Raw genomic sequence first — 19,705 nt, forward strand, 5'->3', positions numbered from 1 at the left:
TAAGTTTATCATTTTATATGCATTTATCAAATATAATTTTTAATTTTTTTCTGTCTGTGATGAATCACTGCTTGGCGGCTCCGGCATTTCAAGTTCATTGCCGTTTGCATCGGTAGGCTTTTGTGGCGGCTCTCCTGTAGGAGGATTTCCTCCCGGACCTCCGTTTCCATCCGGTCCACCTTGACCTCCCATGCCTCCACCGGTACTTTCACCGATAGTATTTCCACCTGCTGTTATAGTTACCTCATCACTGTTATCTCCTGCAGTTACCGTATATGTTTCTCCTGTGGTTAACTTATCTGAAGATATAACCGCAAAACTGAATGACTTGGCTGCCGTATAACTTACAACGACATTACCGCTCTTATCGGTTACCTTTATCTCCGTTCCTGCCTCAAGAGTACTTGAATAGTAAGCAGTTATAAAGTTCTGTGTTGAATTGCTTGAAAATGTCTGTGACATCTCCTGAACACCTGTACTTACAAATGTACCGCTTGAAATAGTTGCTTCACCGTTGTAATCAAGTGCAACGTCCGGACCTGAAGTAGCTCCTGATATATATACAGTTCCTCCTTCAATATATACCTGACCGTTTGAATCAATACCGTCTGCTCCTGCATCTACATTCACCACTCCGCCTGTGATCTTTAAGTACGTATCAGCCTGGTTTTCCTCTCCATATGCTTCCTTCTCGGCGTCTGAGGCACTGTCATCGATAAGTCCCCTTGCATTAAGACCGTCATCTGTTGCAACAATATCAATATTTCCACCGTTAATATCAATAGTAACAGCCTCAAGACCTTCTCCGGCCTTCTTTATATTAATATTTCCGCTGTTTATTACCAGCGCTCCGTCTGTTGTGATTCCGTCATCTTCCGCATTTATAGTTATATTTGCATTTTCAATAGTAACAGAATCTTTACCCTTTATAGCCTTATCTACAGAATCAATAGTGATATTTCCTCCAAGTATAATAAGGTTGTCTTTGGATTTTATTGCCGCTGCATAATTAGAATCAATGTTTAGGCTTCCGTTTCCGTTAATAGTTAAATTGTTTTTAACAAAAAGTGTTGCATCAGGCTCATCTTCACCGTCTGCATACTCATAGCTTGTTCCGTCACTGAGTGTATTTGTTGTTCCGTCTACAAGTGTGATTACAACTTTCTTTCCTGTAGCTGCATTAATAGCTGACGATGTGGTATTTGTAATATTTACACCGTTGAATACCAGGTGTACCACATCCTCATCACCGACTTCAGTTATTATCTGTCCGTCAAAGTCTCCGCTGAGAACATATGTACCCGCCTTTGTTATTTTAATATTTCCGTCTTCAAATGTAGCACCGTCACCTGTTATATCGGCACTACCTGCACTGAGTTCAATCTTCGTATCTGAGTCTGAATATGAAGTATCCAGATCTTCATCCGAGTACTCACCAACTGTAGTTATACTTGAAGTATCGGTTGCAGTAGTTTCGCTCTGCTGCATTGTAGTTTCTGTTGTAGTTATTGTCTTGTTATTTGAACAACCTACTATTGCTAATCCAAGTGCCATAGTTATAAGCCAAGCACACATTTTCTTTTTATTCTTTTGCATATTGTACCTCGTTTCTAAAATGGGGTTTGTTGTTTATGCTCTGCATTATCTACAAAAGATATGTTCAAAATGTGTGCTTCAAGTGTAAAGTTTGTGTTTTTCTTACTTTTCCATAACGGAATACGTAAAGTTTTCTGCGAGCATTATACTAAAAAAGCAGACAGGCAATATCCCTGTCCGCTTGAATTATTCTTGAATTATTTTGCTACATAAACTCCGTCATTATTTACATAGTAACCGTCAGGAGTTGTTGCATTGTACCACATAGCACCGTTAGCATCGAAATAGTACCAAAGATGTGTATTCTCTGTGAGTAACCAACCGATGTTCATATGTCCGTCATCATGTAAGTAGTACCAGTTATTATTGATATGTAACCATGAAGTATACATATAACCGTCTGCATTGAAATAATACCATTTAGAATCCTTGAATACCCAAGTATTCTTTGCATAATTTCCTGCACCATAGTTTAACCACCAGCCGTTGGCATCCTTCACCCATGTACCTGCTGAAGAGCTTAAAGTTGATACTGAACTGCTTCTTCTGTTGCTTGAACCTGAACCGCCTGATGATGAAGAACCTCCTCTTCCTCTTCCTGAACTTGAAGGTGTTGCAACAGATGGTGTTGAAGGTGTTGCTGTTGATGATGTTGCCACTACTGCAGCAGTACTTCTTGACGGTATAATAATTGTTGATGGAGCCGCATTAGCTGCAAAAACTGCTCCAAATGTTAAACCTAATCCTAATGTAAGTGTCGCTATTAAACGTTTCATATATCCCTCCATATATCAAATTAATTTAATATTTCTTAACGAAACATTTAGGATAATAACATCATTCAACAAATAATGCAATGTAAATTACCTTTCTAAAAAATTACAACTTTCTTACATAATTAATTGTAATCTATGAAACACATATATTAACAGATACAAGCAATTAACATATGTTAATTATTTTAATTAAAAAAGTTTTCACATAACATAAAAGGAAAGGCATAACCTCCCCTTAAAACCTTATTTCTTATCAAATTTTTCAAGTGCGTCCCATACACCAAGAATATACATTACACCAAGTGCTCTGTCATACAGACCGTATCCAGGTCTACACTTTTCATCCCAGATATGTCTTCCATGGTCAGGACGAATATATCCTGTATATCCACAGTCGTGATAAGCCTTTATAATATCAAGGATTCCTACATCTCCGTCACAATCTCTATGTGAAACTTCCGAGAAATCTCCTCCTTCATAGTGCTTTACATTTCTTATATGTGCAAAGTAGATTCTGTCACAGTGCTTCCTTACTATATTTGCAACTCTGTTTTTCTCATTTGCTCCCAATGAACCTGAACAAAGTGTAAGTCCTGAATAAGGATTGTCTACAAGCTTTAAAAACTTATCGATTGCAGCTTCATCAACCAAAAGTCTTGGAAGTCCGAAAATATCCCATGGCGGATCATCCTGGTGAATAGCCATTTTGATATTACATTCCTCACAAGTAGGCATTATTGCCTCCAAGAAATACTTTAAGTTTTCCCAAAGCTTTTCTTTTGTAACAGGCTTATATGCCTCAAAAAGTTCCTTTAAATGCTCAAGTCTCTCAGGCTCCCAACCCGGCATTGTATATCCCTTTGACCCTTCTATGATATATTTTGCCATCTCAATAGGATCTTCTCTGATAACTTTCTTTTCATAAAAAAGTGCATTTGAACCGTCAGGCAACTCATGATGTAAATCAGTTCTGGTCCAGTCAAATACAGGCATAAAGTTGTAACATACAACTTTTACACCGAATTTTGCAAGATTTTTTAGAGTTGTTTTATAGTTCTCTATAAGTGCATCTCTCGTAGGTAAGCCTATCTTTATATCATCATGAACATTTACCGACTCAACAACATCCATATTAAAACCATAAGGCATTAGTTGCTTTCTTACCTCTTCGATTTCGGCCACTTCCCAAACTTCTCCTGCAGCCTTATTATGTAGTGCCCAAACAATGCCCTCTACACCCGGAATCTGCTTGATTTGCTTTAAGGTGACGGAGTCATTTCCTTCTCCGTACCAGCGCCAAGTCATTTGCATAAATTTCTCCTTCTATAATATCTATACAATAAAAGTAACCAAAGTTACCGATATTATCCCACATATTTCTTCAATGTCTCCCTTACAGCTCCCTTTCCGGCTATAAGTTCAACAAAATAATTCTCAGAAAGTTCTCCAAGACCTACTTCATAAAGATTTACTCCAAATATAGAAGCATCGCTAAAGAGCTTTTCCAGTCTTGAATGTACATCAGTATCTCCGATTTTAATATCTGCCACCATAGGAACCACCTTATCAAGTAAAGGATCCGGACTGAGCTCAAATTTATTTAAATTGTCATCGATACCCATAAGATATCTTGCCCAACCTGCAAATACAAGTGGTATAAGCTTAAGGTCTGATACCTTTAAACTTTCGCTCTTCTCATATGCCTTTATCGTCTCACCGAATCTTATTGCAAGCTTTTGTGATGTATCACAGGCAATTCTTTGCGGTGTATCAGGCATAAACGGATTTGGAAGTCTTACCTCTACTACTGTATCTATGAAATCTTTAGGATTTATAATTCCCGGATCTGTAACTACAGGAAGTCCCTCTTTGTATCCGATAGTCTGAATAAGTTTTGTGAGCTCTGTATCTTTCATCTCATCACTGATTTTTTCATATCCCAAGAGACATCCATATATTGCAAGAGTTGTATGTAATGGATTAAGGCATGTACATACCTTCATTCTCTCTACCATATCTACAACTTCACGCTTTGTAAACATTACTCCACCATCTTCAAGCTTAGGTCTGCCGTTCGGGAAATTGTCCTCAATTACAAGGTATTCAGCCTCTTCTGCATTTACAAACGGTGCCACAAATGTATTCTTGCTTGTCTTAACAAAATCAACATCCTCTATACCGTCTTTAACAAGCATATCCATTACGGAGTCAGCCGGTCTCGGTGTTATTTTATCAATCATAGACCATGGGAAACTTACCTTTTTGGAATCTTCTACATATGATAAAAATCCTTTGTCACAGACATTGTTATCAGACCAATTCTTTGCAAATGCTGTTACGGCGCCTTTAAGCTTATCACCATTATGTGAGCAGTTATCCATACTTACCATGGCAACCGGAAGTGCACCTGCCTTAAATCTCTCATAGAGCATAGCACATACCTTACCCATATAGCTGGTTGCTTTTTCAGGTCCTACTTTAAAATCAGCCTCAATACCTGCAGGAGTATTACCGTTTCCATCCACCACAGCATATCCCTTTTCAGTAATTGTAAAACTTACCATTTGAAGCGAAGGTTTTCTGAAAAGCTCCTTTAATGTTTCATAATCCGCATTTTCAGGATCTACTCTCAAAGACTCTACAACCGAGCCTACAATATTTTTCTCAACCGTTCCGTCACAGCAGAGCTTCATATATATTGTAAGATTGTCAAATGACTTGAATGCCTTATCTATTATTTCATAATCAAAACCTTCTGCAACAACAAGACCTATATCTGTTTTCTTTTCATTTAAAAGATTGTTTAAAACATTTGCCTGGAATGCTCTGAAAATATTCCCGGCACCGAAATGTATCCAGTTCGGATTTGCAAGTGTATTATTTTTCACCTGCTCTCTGTCATACTTTGGTAGAGAGTATCCAAGTTTTTCCCATGCCGCTGCATTTTCTAAAATACTTATTTGATTAAGTTTCATTATTATTCTCCTCATTTTGACCTAAAAAGCTTATAAACGATATTTATAAGCCACAACTTCGACCATAAATATATTACAATTTACGTTGTAAGACATTCAATATTTTATCATCTTTTCCAAATAAAAAGCAAGGCTGAACCGTTACAAAACTTCACTTTTATAACACGGTTCAGCCTACTGAATTCAATAGTTTTAATATTTAATTATTTATATACTCAAGAACTTCTTCTATACTCTTCTTACCGAAGAAAACTTTATCTTCATTCATTACCAAACACGGCACACTCATTACATGATACTTTTCTCTGAGATCTCCGAAATGATTTATATCATAAACCTGTGCATCAATATTCGTATTTAACGAAGCAATTCTTTGTACCGCTACAACAAGATCAGGACACATTGTACAGCTGAGTGATACTAAGATTTTAAATGATACTTTATCCTTTATATTAAGTATCTTCTCTCTTATATCATCACTTAATCCCTGTCCCGGACCTGATACATTGTATATACCAAGAATAAATGAAGTAAATTCATGTCCTCCCGGAACACCGTGGAATGCCAGACCGCTGTATTCTCCGTCTCTATGTATTTCTACAACAGGCGCCTTTGCTTCATCTTTTACCTCTTCAACAGAAATCTTGTCTGTAAGTTTACCAAGTTCTGTCATATATGAAAGGAGTTCTTTTGATACATCATCATCCTTCACATATACCTTAAGTAAAATATCATTTTCCATCTTACCGAATACAGTATTTAACTGTGCCAGCATATCAGATGAGAATAATCCTTCTTCCTTGACTTCTTCCTTAGGTAAACTTCCCTTTCCTGCACCTGATTGCCTTATCGGAACTACAGGCTTGATACCTGTCTTTTTATGCATTACAGAGATATACTTTTCAAGTTCTGTTGCTGCAATACCTGCATCTCCTACAGTTGTTACCACCTGTCTGAGAGGCTTTATACAAACATCTCCTGCCGCATACAATCCGTCAATTGCAGTTTTCTTTGAGTTGTCTGTAATTACATATCCTCTTTCATCAAGTATTCCGAAGTCCTTTACCAAAGATGTTGCCGGCTCATATCCTGCAAATACGAATACACCGAAACCTTCCTTATCTTCAAATACTTCTTCTTTACCTGTTTCATTGTTCTTATAAACAATTCTCTCAAGGACGTCTCCACCCTCTACTTTAACCACTTCAGTATGTGTAAGTACGGTTATGTTCTCGTTATCATAAGCATGCTGCGCAGTAGTCTTTGCGCAAGTAAAGTCAGGTTCTCTTATAAGAATGGTTACATGCTTTGCATACTTGGTCAAAAATACACTTTCTTCCGCTGCGGCAAATCCACCACCAACAACAAAAACCTCTTTTCCTTTAAAGAATTCTCCATCGCATGTCGCACAATATGCAACTCCATGTCCTTTGAATTCAGCTTCACCCTGAAATCCTATCATTCTCGGCGATGCACCTGTTGCAAGTATTACTCCGAAACACTCAATATCTCCCTTTGATGTATGTACCTTTTTGATATCACCGTCCATATCAATGGAGTCAACTGTAGCAAGTAAGAATTCGGCACCAAAGTTTTCCGCCTGCTTTCTCATCTGCTCGCCTAACTTTGCTCCTGAGATATGCTCTATTCCCGGATAATTTACAACTTCAGCGGTCAGACTGATCTGACCGCCAAATTTCTCTTTTTCTATAACAAGTACACGATAATATGCTCTGGCTAAGTAAATAGCCGCTGTCAGACCTGCAGGACCTCCGCCCACAATGACTGCATCGTACATATTTTTACTCATAATGTCCCCTAATATTATAACTGACCTACAAGATCAAGACTTGGCTTTAATGTCTCAGCACCCGGCTGCCACTTAGCAGGGCAAACCTGATCGCCATGCTCATGAACAAACTGGCAAGCACGAAGCTTTCTTAAAAGCTCTTCTGCATTTCTTCCTACTCCACCTGCATTTACTTCATAAGAAACGATCTTTCCGTCAGGATTGATGATGAAAGAACCTCTCTCTGCCAAACCGTTCTCCTCGATATATACTTCAAAATCTCTTGAAAGCACATGTGTAGGATCTGCAAGCATCGGATACTCGATCTTTGAAATACGCTCTGAATGATCATGCCATGCCTTATGTGTGAAATGTGTATCTGTTGAAACTGAATAAATCTCACATCCTGCCTCAGCAAACTCCTTGTAGTTCTTCTGTAAATCCTCCAACTCTGTAGGACATACAAATGTGAAATCTGCAGGATAGAAGAAGAATACACTCCACTTTCCTAAGATATCCTTCTTAGATACCTCAACAAAATCTCCCTTATGAAATCCCTGTACGCTAAACTCTCCAACTTCCTTGTTAATTAATGACATAATTGCCTCCTTATATAAATAAAATATTTTTAGTTCTAAATCAGTATAGGAAATATCTTTACTCGAAAAGTAAATGATAGGTTTTCCTAACCTGTTGTTATTATATTTAACATAAAATTATTGTATACACAATAGCATTTTTGTAATTTCAGCATTTTAACTAATAATAATTCCTATTATTACCAATTATATACACTAATTTTTTATATGGAGTTATGAGATTCTATACTCTGCTTAAGTTCTGATTCTGAATAAAATTATAGAAGTTTCATTCAAAATAAAAAAGGGGCGTTGCTCCGGATACCAATGAACTCAATATAGCTTAAATTCTATATATTTATATTATATTCCGAGCAGCAGCCCTCTTATTATTCATTATCTAAAAAAAGGATGCGATTATCTCGCATCCTGCTTAAATATATTCAATTTCAACTAAAGTAAGTCCCTTTGCAGGCATTGTCTGTCCTGCAAGTTTTCTGTTTTTTGCTTTCATTATCTCTGTGATATGACTTGGCGGATAAACTCCCATACCTACCTTTATCAGAGTACCTGCTATGATTCGAATCATATTGTAGAGGAAACCGTCACCTCTTATCACAATAGTAATCATATCTTCATCCTGTAATACTTCCAGAGAAAATATAGTTCTTACCGGTGATGACGCCTGAGATTTTTGTGAGCAAAAGCTTGTAAAATCATGTGTTCCGATAAAGTACCCGCTTGCCTCTCTCATCTTGTCAACATCCAGATTAAAATAGCAAAAATGAGCATAAAGTCGTTCTGTAGGTATATCAATCTTTCGATTTAAAATCCTATATGTATAAGTCTTTATACAGTCGTTCTTTCTCGGATGCCAACCTGCTTCCACCTCATCGGAATATTGTATTCTGATATCGTCAGGTAATCTTTGATTTATAGCAAATGCAAACTTATCTGCCGCCATTCTTGCATTAGTATCAAATACCGCTACATTTCCATAGGCATGGACTCCGGAGTCTGTTCTGGAGGCACCTATTATCTCTGTTTCTTCACCTGTCAATTTTGAAATAGCATTATTTAATACTTCTTCTATAGTTATTCCGTTGGGCTGCTTTTGCCAGCCACAGTAATTCGTACCGTCATAGGATACTATAAGTCTTATTCTTCTCATTACCCTACTTCCTAAACACAAAAACCAATGCAATACATATAAGCATATATATCAAATAATATAAATATGCAATTATATCAATCTTCTTATATTTTAAAGGTTTAAGCTTGGTTCTGCCCTCACCGCCGTGATAACATCTGGCTTCCATCGCCATTGCCAAATCCGTAGCTCTTCTCATTGCTGAAATAAAAAGCGGTACAAGAAGCGGTACCATTGCCTTTGCTTTTTGTATTATATTTCCGGACTCAAAATCGGCACCTCTTGCCATCTGAGCCTTCATTATTTTATCTGTTTCCTCTATCAATATAGGAATAAATCTAAGTGCAATTGACATCATCATTGATATCTCATGTACAGGTATCTTTATAACCTTCAAAAACCCAAGACTTTTTTCAAGGCCGTCTGTCAGTGCATTCGGAGTTGTTGTCAATGTCATTATAGATGATCCTACTATTAGGAAAATCAATCTCAGTCCCATGAATATTGAAATTCTGATACCTTCTTTAGTTATTTTAATTATCCATAGTTTAAATACCACTTCTCCGTCAGTCAAAAACAGATTAAAACTGACACTGATAATCAAAAGTATAAGGACCGCTTTCAGCCCCTTTACCATAAATTTCACCGGTACCTTTGAAAGCGAAATAGCAACCACCAAAAAGAGTGTTGCCAAAGCGTATCCCGGCCATGAGTTTGCTATAAACAGAGAAATAATAAAAATCATGGTTCCAAAAAGCTTTGTTCTCGGATCAAGTCTATGTATTACAGAATCTATTGGGTAATACTGTCCCAATGTAATATCTCTAAGCATTTTTATCCTTCCTCTTAATATACTCTAATATTGTATCCCTGGCTTCTTCTATTGTAGTAATATCGTCCCCAAGGTCTATACCTTCTTTTTTAAGCCTCTCCACTATATAAGTTATTCCCGGCGCACTAAGTCCTATGCTCTCAAGATATTTATATTTCTTAAAAACCTCCTTAGGTGTTCCGTCTAAAACAAGCTCACCGGCATTCATAACAAGTAATCTGTCAACATACTTTGCTACATCTTCCATACTGTGAGAAACTAAAATGACTGTCATATCCCTTGATTTTTTCAATTCTATAATTTCGTCAAAGAGCTCATCCCTTCCCTTCGGATCAAGTCCGGCTGTAGGCTCATCTAAAATGAGCACTTCCGGATTCATAGCTAAAACTCCGGCTATTGCAACTCTTCTTTTTTGTCCTCCTGAAAGTTCAAAAGGTGATTTTTTATAATAGCTTTCATCAAGGCCTACCAGAGCAAGACTTTCCTTTGCCCTTGCTTCCACCACTTCTTCAGAAAGTTTTTGATTTCTTGGTCCGAATTCCACATCTGAGAGTACATCCACCTCAAAGAGCTGATGCTCAGGATATTGGAAAACCAAACCTACCTTTTGTCTAAGAAGTTTCATATCATACTTTGCCGTATATATATTTTCTCCGTTAAAGAAAAGCTCGCCTGAAGTAGCCTTTATCAGTCCGTTCAAGTGCTGTATCAAAGTAGATTTTCCCGAGCCGGTATGTCCGATAACACCCACAAACTCACCCTTTTTGATGGTAAATGATACATCCTTTATGGCATACTGCTCAAATGCGGTACCCTCTCCATATATAAAATTTAATTTCTTTGCTTCTATTTGCACGCTATCTTGCATTATTATCTCCAAATGTGTTTATTTTAATATCGGTAAAAGATTATCTACAAGCTCATCCAATGTAAGTATGCCATCCGGTAAATCAAGTCCTGATTGTTTAAGCTCAAATGCCAGCTCGGTAGTACTTGGTACATCCAGTCTGAGTTTCTTTAATTCCTCCACATGTGAGAAAACCTCTTTCGGTGTTCCGTCCATTACTATCTTACCCTCATCCATAACTATAACTCTGTCGGCTTCTATAACCTCTTCCATATAATGAGTAATCAGTATTACCGTAATATTTTCTTTTTTATTTAATTCAAGAACTGTCTTTATAACTTCTTTTCTGCCATTTGGATCAAGCATCGCTGTAGGCTCATCAAGTACAATGCATTTCGGCTTCATTGCCATAATACCGGCTATAGCCACTCTTTGCTTTTGCCCACCTGAAAGTTTATTTGGAGATTTATATCTGTAAGCAGTCATACCTACCGCTTCAAGTGCGGCATCTACTCTCTTCCACATATCATCTGTAGGAATACCGATATTTTCCGGTCCGAATGCTACATCCTCCTCTACTACATTTCCTATAATCTGATTGTCCGGGTTTTGGAATACCATTCCCACCATCTTTCTCAAATCAAGAAGTGTTTCATCATTTGCCGTATCCAAATCAGAGATAAATACAGTACCCTCTGTAGGTAACAATATACCGTTTAAATGTTTTGCAAATGTGGATTTACCGGAGCCGTTATGACCTAAAACTGCTACAAAATCACCTTGAGTTATATCAATATTTAAATTATTGATAGCTCTTCTTACTTCTTCTACATTATCTTCTTCATCTCTGGTTATATAATCAAATATAAGCTTTGTTGCTTTTACTATTCCCATATTTTCCTTTTACTTACTCTTTATAAAACAAAAACCTCAGCAAGGTTGCTGAGGTTCTAATAACGTGCGTGAGAAGATTCGAACTCCCGACACCTTGGTCCGTAGCCAAGTGCTCTATCCAGCTGAGCTACACACACATTGCAAGTACATATTTTACATTAGTGTTTTGTGTTTGTCAATAGGATTTAAATATTTAAGTAAAAACGCAAAATGCCCAGTATAAATATATGCACAGGATAAAAAAGATAATTAATCCACTTATATTGTTTACCTCTTTTTCCATTATAAGTTAGAGTCAGACCGAACCCCAAAAATGAGTATAACTCCTTTATAATGGAAAGATAACCTAATCCTGCTCGGATCAGAGGCTTATCATAAAAAATATAAAAGATGTAAGCTACTACTACTGCATGATAATCATAGTCAAGGCTAAGTTCCATGGCTGAAAGTCCCAAAATTATAACTATTATAATCGAAACTGTATACCATAAGGCTTTAATCTTAATTTTCTCTTTTAAAGCATCAATTATCCATATAGTTATAAGGCATAGAGCCAGAGTAAACATCATATTATTCCAATACGGATTGAAGAATGTTTTTGATGTAAACATATCAAAAGGTACTTCCGATATTATACCGAATACTATCAATGTAATCAGATATTTCTTCCTACTTTTTGTTTTAAAAAATCCCTCCACTATAAAAAATACAAAAATAGGGAAAGCGATTCTTCCCAATATTGAAAATATATTTGACAAATACAATAAAAATCCACTGCCATCAAGCATCGGTGTTATAAGAGCATTATTTACATGATCAATCAGCATTGAAATAAATGCTATATATTTTAACTGTGCCCCTGAAAAAATTTGAATTCTTTTTAATCCCATAGTTCTCCTTATATATATAATGAATTTTTATTATATCATATCAAAATGAATATTTTATAAAATGAATTTTAACATATTCTTTGTAATCATTTGACTTGTAAGTACACTGCACATATAATGGTAAAATCACGCTCTTAAATAAGAGATTTATTAGTATGGAGGATCAGTATGTACACCGTTACAAAAGGCAGCTCATCTTTTAATAAAGATATTTTAAGGCTTGCCGTCCCGATAGTTTTACAAAATATTGTTACAACCGCTGTAAATTCAGCCGATGTAATAATGCTAGGGTTTGTAGGACAAAATGCACTTTCAGCCGGATCACTGGCAAACCAGGTTATGTTTATATTACAACTTGTCTATACAGGTATTTCTTCAGGTGTTATCATGCTTGCCGCACAGTACTGGGGAAAAAAAGATACAAAGACAATTGAACATATTATGGGCATAGGTATGCAGCTATCCATATTTATTTCAAGTATGTTTTTCATTATGGCATTCTTTTTTCCACATGTTTTGATGAGAATATTTACAAATGATATAAATTTAATCACTGAAGGTATACCTTATCTTAGAATGGTAAGCTTCTCCTATCTTTTTATGAGTTTTTCTCAAGTCTACCTATGTGCAATGAGAAGTATAGAAAGAGTTCATTTTTCAACCGTTACAAATGCTGTTGCACTGATTTTAAATATTATCTTTAATGCAGTTTTTATTTTCGGACTGTTCGATGCACCGAAGCTTGGAATACTCGGTGTTGCACTGGCAACCGTAATTGCAAGAGCTGTTGAATTTACAATATGTGTTATAGATAATTTTATACCTAAAGCCATTCATTTTCATATAAAGAATGTTTTGGAAGTAAATAAAATATTGTTTTTTGATTTTATGAAATATTCTCTTCCCGCCTTCGGAAATGAGATAGTTTGGGGAGTGGCCTTTTCAATGTACTCTGTTATTATGGGGCATCTTGACAGTGATATAGTGGCGGCGAATGCAGTAGTTGTGGTTGCAAGAAACCTTGGTACTGTGGCATGTTTCGGTATAGCCGATGCAGGAGCAATTATCCTTGGAAAGTCGATAGGTTCCGGAAATACCGATACTATAAAGTCAGATTCTTCACACTTTGTTAAAATAACAAGTATGTCTGCAGTTGTAGGTGGAATAGTTATATTTCTTTTACGACCGGTATTTTTCACTATGGCTGATTTAACTCCTACTGCAAAGAGTTATCTTAGTATAATGCTTTTTATAAATATGTATTATATAGTAGGCCAGGCATTCAATACTGCAATGATTTGTGGTGTATTCAGGTCAGGCGGCGATTCCAAATGGGGATTTTTCTGTGATATAATAGATATGTGGTGCTATTCGGTTCCACTTGGCTTTATATCGGCTTTTGTTCTTAAGCTTCCACCAATGTGGGTATATTTCCTTATTTGTACTGATGAATTTGTAAAGATTCCTTTTGTTTATAAGCATTATAAGAGCTATAAATGGCTGAAAAATATTACAAGAGATTTTTAAAATAAGGGGCGATAATCGCCCCTTATAACTATAATTGTATCCATTCCAATCCGTCTACGCTATTTAATGTAAGTACTCTTTTGTCATACCTGTTTTTAAGCACAACTTCATCTTCCACTGATATATCGGTATACCAATGATTAAGACTTGCATATTTTCCTCTGTGAATATCTATGATTACAGTCGTTATAGGATCCCAGGTTTTCTTTTTAACACTCTCTACAATCACATAATATGCGTCTAAGAATACAAGATTTCTTCCATACATCCAAAACGGTAGTTCTCTATCCAACAGTGGAAGCTTTGCAGAAAAAATAAAATCACCCATCGGCGGCTCCGTTTCATAGTTTAATTCAATCTCACTTCCATAATATGCGATTTCTGCTCCATATGCACCTACACTTACAGGTACACCTTCTTCGGCTATTATAAAATCCATATATTTCCTTTCAAAGTCTATACTATCCCCTCCGCATTCATTCGAATGGCAAAAAACTCTTTAATTGAATCAGGTTCATTTTCTATAGTTTCTTTCATGGATATAAGTTTTCTTTTACCGACTCTTCTGTCCAAAACAGCAAATATCCTGACAAGCATATTTTCACTGCATAGACTCTTTTCAATGCTTTGGTTATCAAACTCATCAAATGCCTTATAAAAACATGTTTGATCGAACACTCCAAGCTTTATGGCGGTATCGTCAATATAGGCAAATTCTTCCCTCATACGTCTTTCATATTTTTCATCTTTTGGAAATGACGCCGCTTTTGTCCAATTATGATAATAACAACCCTTTATAATCTCTTTACCTTTATACCTTATAGCTGCCCTACCTTCATGATCCGGAGACCTGCTATAGGATGTCGCAAAGTAGCTGATATCCCCCTTTAAACTCTCCGCCAGATATTCGCTTTCCATTCGTTTTCTTATACCGCTCCAAGTTGACATTTTGCCTCCAAACTATAAATTCGTGTTATCATAAAGCTTCTCAAAATATTCATCTAAGCAACGATATATTTTCATATCCTCTTCATCATCGCCTCTTAAAACCACACAAATATTTTTATTTTCAATATCTGCAAACACAAAATTATATTCACCAAAGTAAGCCTGGTAACCGCATCTTTTTAGAGTCAATATCTGACCGACCTTAAAGTTAAAAATATTCTTTCTGACAATATAAGTCTTACCTGTTTCCAATGTCAGTCCTTCTTATAAAAATATAGATATGGGTAGTTTACAATCTCTTCATGCCAGTTATCATCATGCTTTATTATAACCTTTCCATTTTCATCATAATACCTTGTAACTATCGGTGCGCTCTCTCCGGATTTTATTTTCCAAACCAATATTCCGTCCTCAAGCCCTGAATCAGGTGAATCGGTCTTTATATATTTTCCCAAATAGCAATCCCACCTTCCAAAAGGCAACTTATCATACACAATATTTACAAACTCTGCCAAGGTATCAGGCAAAATAAATGTATCGGGATTAGGTGCGTTTACATCATCTCCCATGCACATACTGCTCCTGCCCATATAGACTTTTATTTGCATACTCTTCTCCTTAAAATTTATATAAAAGAGGGAATATCAATCCTACATCAATAGCCATAAATCCAAATATAATACACAAAGAACCCACGAATATAGTTAGCCCCTTAACATTTTCACGAATCTGTATGGAGAACTTCTTATAATCAATAACCCTGTTATTTATAATATTTTCTCTTTCTTCTACACTGTCCGTTAATGAGATATTATAGCTTCCTCTATCCGCATCAAATGTAAACAGCTTAACTCTGGCATCCTTAATACTGTTTGCCGTAGTCCTAAAAAAATCCGGATATAATTGTACAAACTCTCCTGTAGCATTATTTTTTAGTTTAATATCTAAATTATATATAGGAGATACTGAATACTTTTTTCCCGAAAGCCATATATCATATTTACCGCCATCCTCAAGTCTAAAGCTTCCGTCTATTAAGCTTACAGGCATTTCATATATCATCTTAGCCTTGGCAAATAATCTGACTTTTTTTATGCCGATAACCACCAGATATATTCCCACAGGTACAAGAAGAAACAATAAATATTTTAAATCCTTAATAGATTGTAACCAAGACATTTCCGTCTGCCTCCAAAATTTCCTTATAGAACTCTTTCATTCTTTCAAAACAGTCAAGAAGATCTTCTTTTATTTCATCTTCTTCATCGTCATAATCCCAGATATCCGGATAAAGCTCCGCTTCCTTACCTTCTTCCAACCCAAAGCTTTCCAAAGCGGTTTCCATATCAAAATCTTCAAGTACTTTTAATATATCAGCAACTCTGTCTTTTTTTGTATAGGCTATAAAATCATCTATTCCCTCTATTGAAGTTACACCTACCACAGCTTCACTAAGAGGGTCTTCCCATATAGGATCTGACGCACTTACTCCTGTTAACATATAGTGAAGAAGATCCCAGTTCTTATCTATATCAAGAAGTATTTCAGCCTCCTCATTCCAATCTTCCACCGTTTCAAAAATATCATCCCCATTGTCTAAGTTTTTAAGTGTTTCCAAATCTTCATCACTTAAATATTGATAGTTTGCTCTAAGTCCCATTTTATTTTCTCCTTAAATATTAAAATATTTTATAAATCTTTTTTGTAGTTTATCCGATGTATATCCTATATTCTCATAGAATTTATGTGCTTCTACACGATGATTTGCCGAATTCAGTCTGATAAATGAAATACCGTTATCCATAGCATATTTTTCAATATAACCAATTAGTTTTTTACCTACCCCATTACCCCGGAAATCAGGATCCACGGCTAAACCCAATATATTAAGTCCGGTATCACTATACACACTTTCATACACCTGTGCGTGGATAAATCCGATAACCTTCTTTGTATTCTCATCTTCATATACTGCCAAGATATGATTTTTATTATCGCAAGATAATTTATTTATCTGATTACTTACTGTGCTTATATCAACATCATAACCCAAAGCTGTTTTGCATATTTTTTGTATATCTTCTGCATCGGATATATTTATTTCTCTTATCATATGCATCTCATCCTCCCATACTTGCGGATGTAATACCTTTTTTCAGACTTCCGCCAACTGTTATGCAATGTCCTGCAAAAATATCATCATCATTAAAATACGCAGTGAATGAACCTCCGGATGTCATAGAAATCGACTCTATAGTAATTCTCTTGGCAAAACTTTCTTCTGTGATTTTTGCGGCTTCCTCCTCAGATTCACACCAATCTTTTGCAAGGTCTATAAGCTTTCTCGCTGCAAATTTTCTCATATTCATATCCCATTTTTCGGCACTTAAGTACATTTCTTTTATGGCTTTTCTTGCCTTTGTGATTCCCGATTTGTTGTCTTTATCAACATCCAAAGAAATATCAATTTTTTTATCAAGCCAAGGAATATGCCCTTCAAAGCTGTTTATAGTTCTATCATACAAAAGCTCACCCAATATATCATCCTCTATGATTATAGGCTTTTTGTACTCTGCAAGAATTTCTTCAAGCTCCGGACTTTGTGCATTTTTTTCTATTACATCTACAAGAAGAAAATCAAGACTTCTTATCATAATCTCCGGCAGTTCTTCAGGTAGTTTCTTCCGTACTTTTAGATGATACACAGTTTCTTCATCAAATTCCGGTATCAAATGATTTTCATACTCTTTTTCACTTGCTGCAAATACAAATCTACATTCTTCTTTATGTAGCTCTCCGGTTTCACAATCTATATAGGCCAGGCAGCAAATTGCCACTTCCCAAAATCCGTTTCTCTTACTTGTAACATCACCTTCATGCCTAAGTACAAGAATTTCCTGTTCTTTTTTATCAAAAGAGTTTTCCCATTCGTTCTCAGTCATTTGGTTTCTTTTTCTCATATAATCTATGAGTTCCATTAAGATTCACCCCCTATAAGCTGTGATAATTCATCATCAAGCTTACCGTCAGTATATAACTTTTCAAGCAAATTTTCATCAAAATCTATTTCATAATAGTCTGTTACAAACTCCTTGAAATCATCATATGTTTCACATATATATCCCATCATCCATTTACTTCCGTCATCATCAGACAATTTATTTTGATGAATTTTCCCGTCATACCAAATAAAAAATGTTGTTTCATCTATTTCCCTGTCATCAAAGAGAGAAATATATTTTTCATCAACACCTTCATATATCTTTTGTATAACACTTCTGTCAAATTCTTTCTTAGCAAACTGACTCAAACTGCTTTCATGCGAAAATCCCTTTATTAAGACAATATCTTCTGTAAAAATAACATATAGAGTATCGCCTGAGCCGTTATCAACAATATACTTTAAATAAGTTTCATTTTCTTCTTTATCGATTATTCGAAGATATTCCTCAGACGGGTCAGTCAAGGCATTGTCAAGAAAATATAATGCCTCAAGTCCGGTTCGCATATTACCCCAATCCATATTTTTTTTACTCCTATCTTAAATCCGCTTTTTTATATCTTCCGGAAACATATCCTAAAATACAAATCTGAGCTATATTCCATTCATTTGCAAGATAGATGCTGCATCTGACTTCATCACCTAAAGTATTTTTTGCAATAAACTCATATCTTCCAAGTTCTTCATTATTTGAAATTCTTTCAATATCTGCTACATATGTTTCCTTGAAAAACATATTAAATTCATCCCAAGTGGTTAGTGCATCAGCTTCTGTAATTTCCACCTTTAGACAATATCCGATACTGACCTTGCACCTTTTCTTTCTTCCGATTTCATCAGCCTTAAATACTTTTGTACTGCCCTTATCAAATACCCATTCCTTATCCTTCAGTGCATCTACCTTTTCTGTCAATATATCCTTAAATTTGACGATATTCTCCGAAAAGTAATTACAGGCATTTTCAAAAATCTCTATATTTTCCATTTTGATTATTCCTTATATGATATTAAATCTGCTCTAATCTCACGATCAAAAATATCAGTCGACATCCACCCACAAATGATGTTTTCCACAGTGTAAACATCTAAATAAATATCCACAAATTGATCCGTCTTTTTCCAGATATTCTTCTATATCATTAAACTCTTTTCGTTTATTGTACTCTTCAAATACTTCTTCTGCAATTCCCATTTCTTTTAGTTCTTTTGTTCCTACGCTGCCAAGATATGCGCAGTAATCATTACAACAATAAAGCCAATACTCACCCTGCCAGCTCAAATACCCCGGGGTTCTATAAAAGAGTTCGTCTCTCTTTTCCTTATCCGGCACAAAGTCATCATCAACATCCTGAATAAAATCGGCATCAAATTTCTTTGCGGCTTCTCCGTTTGAAATACATACAGGGCAAAGATAATCCACATCATCTACAGCATATGGGCTTTTTACATAGTAGGTGTTACTTTCTTTACCGCAACAAGGGCATATCTTTGCTTCACCTTCTATAAACGAACCTGTCTCCAAAGGATCGGGATGATATCTGAATTTCGGCAATAATTTTTTACGTTCTTCCCTTTTTAGCCTTTCTTTTTTATTTAGCGGCCTTGGTGTTGCAAATCTGTCACCATGACTCTCATTTAAATCTTTTAAACTTAAAAACTTTTTAATCTGTTTTCTGTCAGCTTTATCATATATATTTTCATACAGTTTATATGCACTTTCCATCTTATAAAGCAGTTGATAGACATCTACCAGTACTTCCATGGCTTCTTTTTCGGTTCTTTCTTTCAGTCTGTCCGCAAATTCATATAGTGCCAATACACTTGCCTCATTTTCATGATGCTTTACAAATTTTTCTTTTAAACTAATATATTCTTTTAAAAATTCATTCATGTTTCATCCTT

23 protein-coding genes and 1 tRNA gene are annotated in these 19,705 nt (G+C 35.7%); 1 reads left to right on the forward strand and 23 read right to left on the reverse strand.

Annotation, left to right across the window (positions count from 1 at the left end; all coding sequences use genetic code 11):
* Positions 1-39 precede the first annotated feature (39 nt).
* The 12 genes from HMPREF1140_RS08835 to HMPREF1140_RS08890 form a co-directional block, all read right to left on the reverse strand.
* Positions 40-1,596, reverse strand: coding sequence for a carbohydrate-binding domain-containing protein (locus tag HMPREF1140_RS08835; protein ID WP_009663417.1), 1,557 nt, complete (start codon positions 1,594-1,596; stop codon positions 40-42).
* Between the two features lie 197 nt (positions 1,597-1,793).
* Positions 1,794-2,372, reverse strand: coding sequence for a cell wall-binding protein (locus HMPREF1140_RS08840; RefSeq protein WP_007592344.1), 579 nt, complete (start codon positions 2,370-2,372; stop codon positions 1,794-1,796).
* A 243-nt stretch (positions 2,373-2,615) separates the two neighbouring features.
* Positions 2,616-3,683, reverse strand: a complete 1,068-nt coding sequence (uxuA, locus tag HMPREF1140_RS08845) for a mannonate dehydratase (RefSeq protein ID WP_009663461.1) — start codon at positions 3,681-3,683, stop codon at positions 2,616-2,618.
* 53 nt (positions 3,684-3,736) lie between these two features.
* Entirely contained in the window at positions 3,737-5,347 is a 1,611-nt protein-coding gene (locus HMPREF1140_RS08850) for a mannitol dehydrogenase family protein (protein ID WP_009663501.1), read from the reverse strand.
* A gap of 199 nt (positions 5,348-5,546) precedes the next feature.
* Positions 5,547-7,157 (reverse strand): FAD-dependent oxidoreductase, encoded by a 1,611-nt coding sequence (locus HMPREF1140_RS08855; RefSeq protein ID WP_009663438.1) that lies wholly within the window; start codon positions 7,155-7,157, stop codon positions 5,547-5,549.
* Positions 7,158-7,171: 14 nt separating this feature from the next.
* Positions 7,172-7,735 (reverse strand): alkyl hydroperoxide reductase subunit C, encoded by a 564-nt coding sequence (gene ahpC / locus HMPREF1140_RS08860; RefSeq protein WP_009663512.1) that lies wholly within the window; start codon positions 7,733-7,735, stop codon positions 7,172-7,174.
* Between the two features lie 412 nt (positions 7,736-8,147).
* Positions 8,148-8,885: a tRNA pseudouridine(38-40) synthase TruA gene (gene truA, locus HMPREF1140_RS08865; protein ID WP_009663488.1), complete on the reverse strand. Its 738-nt coding sequence runs from the start codon at positions 8,883-8,885 to the stop codon at positions 8,148-8,150.
* 4 nt (positions 8,886-8,889) lie between these two features.
* Positions 8,890-9,696 carry an energy-coupling factor transporter transmembrane component T family protein gene (locus HMPREF1140_RS08870; RefSeq protein WP_009663464.1) on the reverse strand — a complete coding sequence of 269 codons (807 nt, stop codon included), beginning with the start codon at positions 9,694-9,696 and terminating at the stop codon, positions 8,890-8,892.
* Positions 9,689-10,564 carry an energy-coupling factor transporter ATPase gene (locus HMPREF1140_RS08875; RefSeq protein ID WP_009663445.1) on the reverse strand — a complete coding sequence of 292 codons (876 nt, stop codon included), beginning with the start codon at positions 10,562-10,564 and terminating at the stop codon, positions 9,689-9,691. The genes HMPREF1140_RS08870 and HMPREF1140_RS08875 overlap by 8 nt, the downstream gene beginning before the upstream one ends.
* Before the next feature lie 18 nt (positions 10,565-10,582).
* Positions 10,583-11,437, reverse strand: coding sequence for an energy-coupling factor transporter ATPase (locus tag HMPREF1140_RS08880; RefSeq protein ID WP_009663469.1), 855 nt, complete (start codon positions 11,435-11,437; stop codon positions 10,583-10,585).
* A gap of 63 nt (positions 11,438-11,500) precedes the next feature.
* A tRNA-Arg gene (locus HMPREF1140_RS08885) sits at positions 11,501-11,574 on the reverse strand.
* A 48-nt stretch (positions 11,575-11,622) separates the two neighbouring features.
* Positions 11,623-12,327 (reverse strand): TraX family protein, encoded by a 705-nt coding sequence (locus tag HMPREF1140_RS08890; protein ID WP_009663516.1) that lies wholly within the window; start codon positions 12,325-12,327, stop codon positions 11,623-11,625.
* 168 nt (positions 12,328-12,495) lie between these two features.
* Here HMPREF1140_RS08890 and HMPREF1140_RS08895 point away from each other — a divergent pair, with 168 nt between their 5' ends.
* Positions 12,496-13,854 carry an MATE family efflux transporter gene (locus HMPREF1140_RS08895; protein WP_009663531.1) on the forward strand — a complete coding sequence of 453 codons (1,359 nt, stop codon included), beginning with the start codon at positions 12,496-12,498 and terminating at the stop codon, positions 13,852-13,854.
* Positions 13,855-13,882: 28 nt separating this feature from the next.
* On the opposite strand, the gene HMPREF1140_RS08900 is transcribed toward HMPREF1140_RS08895, so the two are convergent.
* The 11 genes from HMPREF1140_RS08900 to HMPREF1140_RS08950 are packed head-to-tail and all read right to left on the reverse strand — an operon-like array spanning position 13,883 to position 19,694.
* A complete protein-coding gene (locus tag HMPREF1140_RS08900; RefSeq protein ID WP_009663457.1) occupies positions 13,883-14,293 on the reverse strand; it encodes a hypothetical protein in 411 nt (136 codons plus the stop codon).
* Between the two features lie 17 nt (positions 14,294-14,310).
* Positions 14,311-14,802, reverse strand: a complete 492-nt coding sequence (locus tag HMPREF1140_RS08905) for an SF0329 family protein (protein ID WP_009663432.1) — start codon at positions 14,800-14,802, stop codon at positions 14,311-14,313.
* 12 nt (positions 14,803-14,814) lie between these two features.
* The gene (locus HMPREF1140_RS08910) at positions 14,815-15,054 is read right to left on the reverse strand and encodes a hypothetical protein (RefSeq protein ID WP_009663527.1); all 240 of its coding nucleotides are present in this window, start codon (positions 15,052-15,054) and stop codon (positions 14,815-14,817) included.
* A 2-nt stretch (positions 15,055-15,056) separates the two neighbouring features.
* The gene (locus HMPREF1140_RS08915; RefSeq protein ID WP_009663478.1) at positions 15,057-15,410 is read right to left on the reverse strand and encodes a hypothetical protein; all 354 of its coding nucleotides are present in this window, start codon (positions 15,408-15,410) and stop codon (positions 15,057-15,059) included.
* 10 nt (positions 15,411-15,420) lie between these two features.
* Positions 15,421-15,981, reverse strand: coding sequence for a hypothetical protein (locus HMPREF1140_RS08920; protein ID WP_009663509.1), 561 nt, complete (start codon positions 15,979-15,981; stop codon positions 15,421-15,423).
* Complete coding sequence (locus HMPREF1140_RS08925; RefSeq protein ID WP_009663450.1) at positions 15,959-16,462, reverse strand: YfbM family protein; 504 nt, start codon at positions 16,460-16,462, stop codon at positions 15,959-15,961. The genes HMPREF1140_RS08920 and HMPREF1140_RS08925 overlap by 23 nt, the downstream gene beginning before the upstream one ends.
* 12 nt (positions 16,463-16,474) lie before the next feature.
* Positions 16,475-16,915 (reverse strand): GNAT family N-acetyltransferase, encoded by a 441-nt coding sequence (locus HMPREF1140_RS08930; protein WP_035620222.1) that lies wholly within the window; start codon positions 16,913-16,915, stop codon positions 16,475-16,477.
* 7 nt (positions 16,916-16,922) lie between these two features.
* On the reverse strand, positions 16,923-17,780 hold the full coding sequence (locus HMPREF1140_RS08935) for a DUF2262 domain-containing protein (protein ID WP_009663511.1): 858 nt from the start codon (positions 17,778-17,780) through the stop codon (positions 16,923-16,925).
* Positions 17,780-18,325 (reverse strand): hypothetical protein, encoded by a 546-nt coding sequence (locus tag HMPREF1140_RS08940; RefSeq protein ID WP_009663482.1) that lies wholly within the window; start codon positions 18,323-18,325, stop codon positions 17,780-17,782. Before HMPREF1140_RS08940 ends, HMPREF1140_RS08935 begins: the two co-directional genes overlap by 1 nt.
* Positions 18,326-18,338: 13 nt before the next feature.
* A complete protein-coding gene (locus HMPREF1140_RS08945) occupies positions 18,339-18,788 on the reverse strand; it encodes a hypothetical protein (RefSeq protein WP_009663500.1) in 450 nt (149 codons plus the stop codon).
* Between the two features lie 54 nt (positions 18,789-18,842).
* Positions 18,843-19,694, reverse strand: coding sequence for a CbrC family protein (locus tag HMPREF1140_RS08950; RefSeq protein WP_009663441.1), 852 nt, complete (start codon positions 19,692-19,694; stop codon positions 18,843-18,845).
* Positions 19,695-19,705 lie beyond the last annotated feature (11 nt).

The organism is Lachnoanaerobaculum sp. ICM7, assembly GCF_000287675.1.
Taxonomy (GTDB): Bacteria; Bacillota; Clostridia; order Lachnospirales; family Lachnospiraceae; genus Lachnoanaerobaculum.